Below are 9675 nucleotides of genomic sequence, written 5' to 3' on the forward strand. Positions count from 1 at the left end.
CGGCACGCCACCGTCGTCGTGGACGAGGCCGCCGCCACCAAGCTCAAGCTCGCCGACTACTTCCGCCACACCTACACCCACAAGCCCGACTGGCAGGGGATCTAGGTCTCGCGTACGGAGCGCACGCAAGGGCCGATGGACTAGACCAACATGGGGTGCGACGGTATACAGAGGAGATCGCGGGGCGTGCGGGTGGACTCCGGACACACGAAGCCGTGCCACGATGTGTGCCGTGGCCGATGCCAGGTCGGCCGCTTCGGCACCCGGAGCCGGGAAGGCAGAGCATGAGCACCGACGTCAGCAGTGCGGAGAACGAGGCCGGCACAACCGTCCGTACGGCGCGCGTGCCCAAGTACTACCGCCTGAAGAAGCACCTGCTCGACATGACGGAGACGCAGGCGCCGGGCACGCCGGTCCCGCCCGAGCGCACGCTGGCGGCCGAGTTCGACACCTCCCGCACCACCGTCCGCCAGGCCCTGCAGGAGCTGGTCGTGGAGGGCCGACTGGAGCGCATCCAGGGCAAGGGCACCTTCGTCGCCAAGCCCAAGGTCTCCCAGGCGCTCCAGCTCACTTCCTACACCGAGGACATGCGTGCCCAGGGTCTGGAGCCGACCTCGCAGCTGCTGGACATCGGGTACATCACGGCCGACGACCGGCTCGCCGAGCTGCTCGACATCACGGCAGGCGGACGCGTGCTGCGCATCGAGCGGCTGCGCATGGCCAACGGCGAGCCGATGGCGATCGAGACCACGCATCTGAGCGCCAAGCGCTTCCCGGCCCTGCGCCGGTCCCTCGTGAAGTACACGTCCCTCTACACCGCCCTCGCCGAGGTCTACGACATCCACCTCGCCGAGGCCGAGGAGACCATCGAGACCTCCCTGGCCACCCCGCGCGAGGCGGGTCTGCTCGGCACCGACGTGGGCCTGCCGATGCTGATGCTCTCCCGCCACTCCCTGGACCGGGAGGGCAAGCCGGTGGAGTGGGTGCGGTCGGTGTACCGGGGGGACCGCTACAAGTTCGTCGCGCGGCTCAAGCGCCCGGCGGAGTAGGGGGCGCCGGCCGTGGACGTTCGCTGAATCGATATACCGATATCCGGACGAGGTCTTCCACTGCCGCGACACCGTCACCTAGATTGCCTGCGCATTACACAGGTGATCAGCGAGGGGACGGAGAGCCGTGACATGTCCGAAGCACCTGAAGTGAGACCACCGGTCGTGACACCGGTCCGCGTGATCATCGGGCTGTGTCTCGTCGCGCCCTTCGTGGCGATGCTGTGGGTCGGTTCGTACGCCAAGACGGACCCGGCGTTCATCGGGATCCCGTTCTTCTACTGGTACCAGATGCTCTGGGTACTGATCTCCACCGCGCTCACCATGACGGCGTACCGGCTGTGGCAGCGCGACCAGCGCTCCCGTGCCGCTCAGAAGGGCGGTGAGGCGAAGTGAAGAACGGCGTCAACGGCGTCGCGCTCGGCGTCTTCATCTTCTTCTTCCTGGCCGTCACGGTCATGGGCTTCCTCGCCGCACGCTGGCGCAGGGCCGACAACGAGCACTCGCTGGACGAATGGGGCCTGGGCGGACGGTCGTTCGGCACCTGGATCACCTGGTTCCTGCTCGGCGGCGACCTGTACACGGCGTACACCTTCGTCGCCGTACCGGCGGCGATCTACGCGGCGGGCGCGTCCGGCTTCTTCGCGGTGCCGTACACGATCCTGGTCTACCCGCTGATCTTCACCTTCCTGCCCCGCCTGTGGTCGGTGTCCCACAAGCACGGCTATGTGACGACCTCGGACTTCGTGCGCGGCCGCTTCGGCTCCAAGGGCCTGTCCCTGGCTGTGGCGCTGACCGGCATCCTCGCGACGATGCCGTACATCGCGCTCCAGCTCGTCGGCATCCAGGCGGTCCTGGACGTGATGGGGGTCGGCGGGGACAGCAGCAGCAACTGGTTCGTACGGGACCTGCCGCTACTCATCGCCTTCGGCGTGCTCGCGGCCTACACGTACTCCTCCGGCCTCCGGGCCCCCGCCCTGATCGCGTTCGTCAAGGACGGCCTGATCTACATCGTCATCGCGGTGGCGATCATCTACATCCCGATCAAGCTGGGCGGCTTCGACGACATCTTCGCCAAGGCCGCGCACGCGTTCAGCCAAGTCAACCCGGCGACGGGCAAGCCGCGCGGCGCACTCGCGCCCCCGGAGGCGGGCCAGTGGACGTACGCCACGCTGGCCCTGGGCTCGGCCCTGGCGCTGTTCATGTACCCGCACTCGATCACCGCGACCCTGTCGTCCAGGAGCCGTGACGTGATCCGCCGCAACACCACGATCCTGCCGCTGTACTCCCTCATGCTCGGCCTGCTGGCCCTGCTGGGCTTCATGGCGATCGCGGCCGGAGTGAAGGTCAAGAACGGCCAGCTGGCGATCCCTCAGCTGTTCGAGGACATGTTCCCGCCGTGGTTCGCGGGCGTGGCCTTCGCGGCCATCGGCATCGGCGCGCTGGTCCCGGCGGCCATCATGTCGATCGCGGCGGCGAACCTCTTCACCCGCAACATCTACCGGGACTTCATCAAGCCGGACGCCACGCCGAAGCAGGAGGCCCAGGTCTCCAAGTTCGTGTCGCTCCTGGTGAAGGTCGGCGCCCTGGTCTTCGTCCTCACCATGGACAAGACGGTCGCCATCAACTTCCAGCTCCTGGGCGGCATCTGGATCCTGCAGACCTTCCCGGCCCTGGTCGGCGGCCTGTTCACCCGCTGGTTCCACCGGTGGGCGCTGCTCGCCGGCTGGGCGGTCGGCATGATCTACGGCACGTTCGCCGCGTACGGGGTCGCCTCCCCGACCCAGAAGCACTTCGGCGGCTCGGCAAAGGAGATCCCGGGCATCGGTGAGATCGGCTACATCGGCTTCACCGCGTTCGTGCTCAACGTGGCGGTCACGGTGGTCCTCACCCTCGTCCTGAGGGCTCTGAAGGCCCCCGAGGGCCTGGACGAGACCAGGCCGGAGGACTACACGGCGGACGCGGGCGACCCGGGCGTCCAGACCGAACTGGCTGGCGCCGCACACTGAAGCGCCACAGCCGACCCGCAGCGGGCCGCCGAGGGACGAACCCACGGTGGCCCGTTGACGTACGAGCGGCGGCTCGTTGACATACCATCGGCGATCCGTTGACGTGTGACACAACATCTGGGGGTGCCACGACAGCCCGGCACTAGATGTATGCTCATCCTCGCTGTCGCCGCAGGGGAATCCGGTGCGAATCCGGAACTGTCCCGCAACGGTGTACTTGTGCGCATCCGCACACAGGAGTCAGTCCGAGGACCTGCCGGCAGCACGCGCCCGGCCGTCCGGCCCGGGTGCCTTCCGACGTCCGGGCCTCGTGGAATGGGCCGGTGGACGCGACGCGTGCGCGCTCGTGGCTGCCCCCTGCCCTCCGCAAGGCCCCCGTGCCGAGCGAGGGAGAGCCCCACGTGACCATCGCGCCAGCAGATCCGGCTTCAGTCAGCGGCCTGCACACCGAGGACACCGACGGTCCCGGTACCGCGTTGCTGCGGACCCTGACCGAGCTGACCGCCGACCTCCCCGACGCCGACCCCGGCCGGGTCGCCGCAGCCGCGCTGCGCGGCCGGTCCGCCCGGGCCGACGAGGCGGAGTTGCGCGAACTGGCCACCGAGGCCGCCGCCGGGCTCATCTCCGAGGACCCCGCCTACTCGAAACTGGCCGCCCGGCTGCTGACCCTCTCCATCCGCGCCGAGGCCGCCTCGCAGGGCGTGACCTCCTTCACCGAGTCCGTCGCCGTCGGCCACCGCGAGGGCCTCATCGCCGACCGCACCGCCGAGTTCGCGCGGCTGCACGCGGCCCGCCTCGACGCGCTGGTCGACCCGAACGCCGACGACCGCTTCGGCTACTTCGGCCTGCGCACCCTGCACAGCCGCTACTTCCTTCGGCACCCGATCACCCGCAAGGTCATCGAGACGCCCCAGCACTTCATGCTCCGGGTCGCCGCCGGTCTCGCCGAGGACGACAGCGACCGCTCGGTCGACGAAGTCGCCGCGCTCTACGGGCTCATGAGCCGCCTCGACTACCTGCCCTCCTCCCCCACGCTCTTCAACTCCGGTACGCGGCACCCCCAGATGTCGTCCTGCTACCTCCTCGACTCCCCGCTGGACGAGCTGGACTCCATCTACGACCGCTACCACCAGGTGGCCCGGCTCTCGAAGCACGCCGGCGGCATCGGGCTGTCGTACTCCCGGATCCGCAGCCGGGGTTCGCTGATCCGCGGCACCAACGGGCACTCCAACGGCATCGTGCCGTTCCTGAAGACCCTGGACGCCTCGGTGGCCGCGGTGAACCAGGGCGGCCGGCGCAAGGGTGCCGCGGCCGTCTACCTGGAGACCTGGCACTCCGACATCGAGGAGTTCCTGGAGCTGCGGGACAACACCGGTGAGGACGCCCGCCGTACGCACAACCTGAACCTGGCGCACTGGATCCCGGACGAGTTCATGCGCCGGGTCAACGCCGACGAGCAGTGGTCCCTCTTCTCCCCCGCCGACGTCCCGGAGCTGGTGGACCTGTGGGGCGCGGAGTTCGACGCCGCCTACCGCAAGGCCGAGCAGGCGGGCCTCGCGAAGAAGACCATCCCGGCCCGTGAGCTGTACGGCCGGATGATGCGCACGCTCGCGCAGACCGGCAACGGCTGGATGACCTTCAAGGACGCGGCCAACCGCACCGCCAACCAGACCGCCCTGCCCGGGCACGTGGTCCACTCCTCCAACCTCTGCACGGAGATCCTGGAGGTCACGGACGACGGCGAGACGGCGGTCTGCAACCTGGGGTCCGTGAACCTCGGCGCGTTCGTGAGCGACGGGGACCTCGACTGGCAGCGGCTGGACGAGACCGTCCGCACCGCCGTCACCTTCCTGGACCGGGTCGTGGACATCAACTTCTATCCGACCGAGCAGGCGGGACGGTCGAACGCCAAGTGGCGTCCCGTCGGCCTCGGTGCGATGGGTCTGCAGGACGTCTTCTTCAAGCTGCGCCTGCCCTTCGACTCCGCCGAGGCCAAGGCCCTGTCCACGCGGATGGCCGAGCGGATCATGCTCGCCGCGTACGAGGCCTCCGCCGACCTCGCCGAGCGCAGCGGCCCGCTGCCGGCCTGGGAGAAGACCCGTACCGCCCAGGGTGTGCTGCACCCGGACCACTACGACGTCGAGCTGACCTGGCCCGAGCGCTGGGACGCGCTGCGGGGGCGGATCGCCGAAACCGGCCTGCGCAACTCGCTGCTCCTCGCGATCGCGCCGACGGCCACCATCGCCTCCATCGCCGGTGTGTACGAGTGCATCGAGCCGCAGGTGTCGAACCTGTTCAAGCGCGAGACTCTGTCCGGTGAGTTCCTCCAGGTCAACTCGTACCTGGTGCAGGACCTGAAGAACCTCGGCGTGTGGGACGCGCGCACCCGTGAGGCGCTGCGGGACAGCAACGGCTCGGTGCAGGGCTTCGCGTGGATCCCCGAGGAGGTGCGGGCGCTGTACCGCACGGCGTGGGAGATCCCGCAGCGCGGTCTGATCGACATGGCGGCGGCCCGCACCCCGTTCCTGGACCAGGCGCAGTCGCTCAACCTCTTCATGGAGACGCCGACCATCGGCAAGCTCTCCTCGATGTACGCGTACGCCTGGAAGTCGGGCCTGAAGACGACGTACTACCTGCGCTCGCGCCCGGCGACCCGCATCGCCCGTGCCGCCCAGGCGCAGCCCCAGAAGACCATCCCCGTCCAGCAGGCCGCCGACCCCGACGCCGTCGCCTGCTCCCTTGAGAACCCCGAGTCCTGCGAGGCCTGCCAGTAATGTCCCGTAACGCCAACCTGCTCGACCCGGGCTTCGAGCTGACCCTGCGCCCCATGCGCTACCCGGACTTCTACGAGCGCTACCGGGACGCGATCAAGAACACCTGGACCGTGGAGGAGGTCGACCTCCACTCGGACGTCGCCGACCTCGCGAAGCTCACGCCGGAGGAGCAGCACCTCATCGGCCGGCTGGTCGCCTTCTTCGCGACGGGTGACTCGATCGTCGCGAACAACCTGGTGCTGACGCTGTACAAGCACATCAACTCCCCCGAGGCGCGGCTCTACCTGAGCCGTCAGCTCTTCGAGGAGGCCGTGCACGTCCAGTTCTATCTGACGCTGCTGGACACCTACCTCCCCGACCCGGAGGACCGGGCGGCGGCCTTCGCGGCCGTCGAGAACATCCCCTCCATCCGCGAGAAGGCCGAGTTCTGCTTCAAGTGGATCAACGAGGTCGAGAAGCTGGACCGGCTGGAGACGAAGGCGGACCGCCGTCGCTTCCTGCTGAACCTCATCTGCTTCGCCGCGTGCATCGAGGGCCTGTTCTTCTACGGCGCGTTCGCCTACGTCTACTGGTTCCGCAGCCGGGGTCTGCTGCACGGCCTCGCCACCGGCACCAACTGGGTGTTCCGGGACGAGACGATGCACATGTCCTTTGCCTTCGACGTGGTCGACACCGTCCGCAAGGAGGAGCCGGACCTCTTCGACGACGAGCTCCAGCAGCAGGTCACCGACATGCTGCGGGAGGCCGTCGAGGCCGAGCTGCAGTTCGCCCGCGACCTGTGCGGTGAGGGGCTGCCGGGCATGAACACCGAGTCGATGCGCCAGTACCTGGAGTGCGTCGCCGATCAGCGGCTCACCCGCCTCGGCTTCGCCCCGGTGTACGGCTCGGAGAACCCGTTCTCCTTCATGGAGCTGCAGGGCGTGCAGGAGCTGACGAACTTCTTCGAGCGCCGCCCGTCGGCGTACCAGGTCGCGGTCGAGGGAACCGTCGACCTGGACGAGGACTTCTGAGTCTCCCGACATCGCCTACCGGCGCGCGTTCGGTGGCCAGGCGGCCGCACGAGCGCGCGCCGGTATCAGGTGGATCCCTCCCGGACTACCAGGGCATCGGCCGCAGCAGCAGGTCGTGCGGGCGGAGCGTGATGCCCACGCGGGTGGTGTCGTTCGACCCCGTGGCCTGCTCGAAGCGGTACTTCGCCGAGATCGCCGCCGTGATCAGGGTCAGCTGGGTCATGGAGAAGTGGTCGCTGGGGCACTTGCGGTTGCCGTTGCTGAAGGGGCTCATGGCGTATTTCGGCACCTCCTTGGCCCGCTCCGGCAGCCACCGGTCCGGGTCGAAGTCGAGGTTGCGGTCGTAGGAGCGGGCGTCGCGCTGGATCGCGTAGGGGCTGTAGACGATGTCCGCCCCGGCCGGAATGCGATAGCCGCCGAGTGATGTTTCGGTCACCGCGCGCCGCGTCAATATCCATACGGCGGGCCGCAAGCGCATGGCCTCCATGACGACATTGTTGGTGTGCGTCAGTGAGCGAACGTGCTCGAATGCGACGGGTTGGCCGCCGGTCACGGATTCGACCTCGGCCCGTACCCGCTCGGCGTGTTCCGGGTGTTCGGCGAGGACTTGGAGCAGCCACATGATCGTGGAGGCCACCGTTTCGCTGCCCGGGGTGAGTATCGCGACGACCTGGTCGTGGATCTCCTGTTCCCCGATGGGGTCGCCATTCTCGTCCTTCGCTTCCAGCAATGCCGTCAGCAAATCGTCCGGCTTTTGACCAGATGCCCTCCGCTCGGCGACGATCTCGTCGACGAGGAGATGCAAATCGGCCAGGGCCCGGTTGAATTCGCGGTTGGCCGGAAACGGCAGCCGGTACAGCGGTCCGAGCGGGACGACCATCCTGCGGTACATCCCCCGGAAGACGGTGGCGAGGTCGACGCTGAGCCGCTCGGCGCGCTCGTCCATGTACTCGCCGCGCAGCAGGCAGCGGGCGGCGATGCGGACGGCGATGCGGAAGGACTCCGAGGTGCACTCGACGGTCTCGCCGGGTTTCCAGCGGTCGGTCAGCGCGTGCGCCTCCTCCTCCATGATCGGCCCGTAGTGGGGGATCGCGTCCATCCGGAACGCGGGCTGGATGGTGCGCCGCTGGCGGCGGTGCCGGGGGCCGTTGGCGGTGGCCACACCCTCCTTGCCGAGCAGCCCTTCGAGGGACTCCCACAGCGGGCCGTCGATCTTGAAGTCGGGGCTGAGCGCGAGGGCGCCGGTGAGCGCCGGCGTGGTGACGGCGTACACCGTCTTGGGGCCGAGCTTGAGGCGTACGACGTCGCCGTGGTCGCGCAGGCCCGCCATGAAGGTGAGCGGGTCGCGGACCAGTTTCAGGCCGTGTCCGAGACCCGGTACGGCGCCGCCCGCCAGGGGCGGTTCGCGCAGCTCGGTCGTCTCGGAGGTCACGGGCGGTGGGGGTGCCCCCTGTTCGAGCGAGGCCGAGAACTCGGGGGAAGACTCGACGGTCATTTCTCACCTGCCGCTTCGTTCGTGACGTACGGGGGCGTGGACCGGTCGTCCCAGCTGTCGACCATGTACCGGCCGGACTCGTGGTGGAACCAGTAGACGGAGCTGAACCAGTTCCGCATATTGCTGACATTGGCCCGCAGCGCGGTGCTCAGTTTCTTTCCGCGAGCGCTTCCGTCGGCGATTGCGTCGGCGAATCGCAGGGCTTCCCGCTCGGCCTCCAGGAAATCCTGGATGCATGTCTCGACGCGCCGCCTCACCTCGTCCACGGCTTCTTCGAGAGTCAGCCCCTCATGGGTGATGAGACTGATTCCGAGATTGTGGACCTCGTCGCCCGCTATTTCCTTGGGAAGGGAGCACAGATCGTTGTACCAGGCGGCGAATTCCTGAGTCAGCAATGCGGCCCGGCGATAGGCCGGATTCTCCCGCACGACATCGGGGAGTTCGCACCCGGAGCTGGGTTCGAGCAGGTCCGTCCATATCCAGTGGGCGAAGGTGTGCCGGCGCAGGGCGAGGTATTCCTCGACGCCGGGTATGTATCCCTGGGTGCGGTTGCGGAATTCACGGTCGTAGGCCTCGATCACCGCATGGAAGTGCCGGGCGAACCGCTGGTTCCAGGTGCGCGGCAGGAAGCCGTACAGCCGCAGCACGCTGTCCGCGAACCCCGCGACCAGTGGGTCCGGGTGGTGCAGATGATGCCTGGGCGCATCGAGGGCCGCGTGCAGGCGGTTCCTCAGCCGCCGCCAGTCGCCCGCCCGGCCGTGGACGATGTCGCGGTCGTGGCGGTCGTCCCAGATGAAGAACCATGCGCTGTAGTCGGCGATGGCTTGCAGGACCTCGTCGGGGGCGTTGACGTAGAAGCCCGCCATCAGGTCGGTGTAGCAAAGTCCGTCGGCATGTTCCCGCACCTTGCCCTCGGGCATGAGCTGCTTTTCCAGGACCCAGAGGCGTGTTGTCTCCTGGAGCCGCGGCCAATACGGGTGCAGTTGCCGGGGAAAGGCGGACTCGATCACCGGGAGTGCCAGTGAGGGTGGTACTACGACCGCCGTCGGCGTCGCTGTGGTGCTGTGTAGGAAAGCTTGCACGAACAAACCCCTCTCAGCCGCCAGGAGCACACGCCCCTCCCGCTGTGCCGGGCGTGCGCCGTTGCGTATCCCCGCCCTCCCATTCAGCACTACAACTGACCGCTCTGGGGACGGATTTGCGCCTTTCACTACCCCAAGGTGCCGAGAATCCCCCCTTGCATGACTGATTAGGGATCACTACAGAGCCTGAAGCCATCGGTTGTACGACGCACGGATGAGCGAGAGAGCCCATGCGAAGGGCGCCCCCCCCGGGGTG

At 68.1% G+C, this 9675-nt stretch carries 7 protein-coding genes, 1 pseudogene and 1 riboswitch; of the genes and pseudogenes, 6 read left to right on the forward strand and 2 right to left on the reverse strand.

Going from position 1 to position 9675, the window contains the following annotated elements; genetic code table 11:
• From LE548_RS20990 to LE548_RS21015, 6 genes and pseudogenes are all read left to right on the forward strand, one after another.
• Positions 1–105: pseudogene (locus LE548_RS20990) on the forward strand (glucosamine-6-phosphate deaminase); the annotation flags it as partial.
• Between the two features lie 179 nt (positions 106–284).
• A complete protein-coding gene (locus LE548_RS20995) occupies positions 285–1049 on the forward strand; it encodes a GntR family transcriptional regulator (protein WP_225098454.1) in 765 nt (254 codons plus the stop codon).
• A gap of 132 nt (positions 1050–1181) precedes the next feature.
• The gene (locus LE548_RS21000; RefSeq protein WP_225098455.1) at positions 1182–1445 is read left to right on the forward strand and encodes a DUF3311 domain-containing protein; all 264 of its coding nucleotides are present in this window, start codon (positions 1182–1184) and stop codon (positions 1443–1445) included.
• Entirely contained in the window at positions 1442–3058 is a 1617-nt protein-coding gene (gene mctP, locus LE548_RS21005; protein WP_225098456.1) for a monocarboxylate uptake permease MctP, read from the forward strand. The genes LE548_RS21000 and mctP overlap by 4 nt, the downstream gene beginning before the upstream one ends.
• Positions 3059–3173: 115 nt before the next feature.
• A riboswitch (cobalamin riboswitch) is annotated at positions 3174–3334 on the forward strand.
• A 125-nt stretch (positions 3335–3459) separates the two neighbouring features.
• On the forward strand, positions 3460–5832 hold the full coding sequence (locus LE548_RS21010) for a ribonucleoside-diphosphate reductase subunit alpha (RefSeq protein ID WP_225098457.1): 2373 nt from the start codon (positions 3460–3462) through the stop codon (positions 5830–5832).
• The gene (locus LE548_RS21015) at positions 5832–6842 is read left to right on the forward strand and encodes a ribonucleotide-diphosphate reductase subunit beta (protein WP_225098458.1); all 1011 of its coding nucleotides are present in this window, start codon (positions 5832–5834) and stop codon (positions 6840–6842) included. The genes LE548_RS21010 and LE548_RS21015 overlap by 1 nt, the downstream gene beginning before the upstream one ends.
• Positions 6843–6927: 85 nt before the next feature.
• Here LE548_RS21015 and LE548_RS21020 read toward each other — a convergent pair whose 3' ends face one another.
• Both LE548_RS21020 and cyc1 read right to left on the reverse strand, forming a co-directional pair.
• The gene (locus LE548_RS21020) at positions 6928–8337 is read right to left on the reverse strand and encodes a cytochrome P450 (protein WP_225098459.1); all 1410 of its coding nucleotides are present in this window, start codon (positions 8335–8337) and stop codon (positions 6928–6930) included.
• Positions 8334–9359 carry an epi-isozizaene synthase gene (gene cyc1, locus LE548_RS21025; protein ID WP_263636392.1) on the reverse strand — a complete coding sequence of 342 codons (1026 nt, stop codon included), beginning with the start codon at positions 9357–9359 and terminating at the stop codon, positions 8334–8336. Before cyc1 ends, LE548_RS21020 begins: the two co-directional genes overlap by 4 nt.
• Between the last annotated feature and the right edge of the window lie 316 nt (positions 9360–9675).

Origin of the sequence: Streptomyces sp. CoH27 (assembly GCF_020181035.1) — a bacterium.
Taxonomy (GTDB): Bacteria; Actinomycetota; Actinomycetes; order Streptomycetales; family Streptomycetaceae; genus Streptomyces; species Streptomyces camelliae.

Bases quoted from the DNA above. Each gene is read 5' to 3' on its own strand.
- LE548_RS20995 (WP_225098454.1), top strand. From the start codon at position 285: ATGAGCACCGACGTCAGCAGTGCGGAGAACGAGGCCGGCACAACCGTC.
- LE548_RS21000 (WP_225098455.1), top strand. From the start codon at position 1,182: ATGTCCGAAGCACCTGAAGTGAGACCACCGGTCGTGACACCGGTCCGC.
- LE548_RS21015 (WP_225098458.1), top strand. From the start codon at position 5,832: ATGTCCCGTAACGCCAACCTGCTCGACCCGGGCTTCGAGCTGACCCTG.
- LE548_RS21020 (WP_225098459.1), bottom strand. From the start codon at position 8,337: ATGACCGTCGAGTCTTCCCCCGAGTTCTCGGCCTCGCTCGAACAGGGG.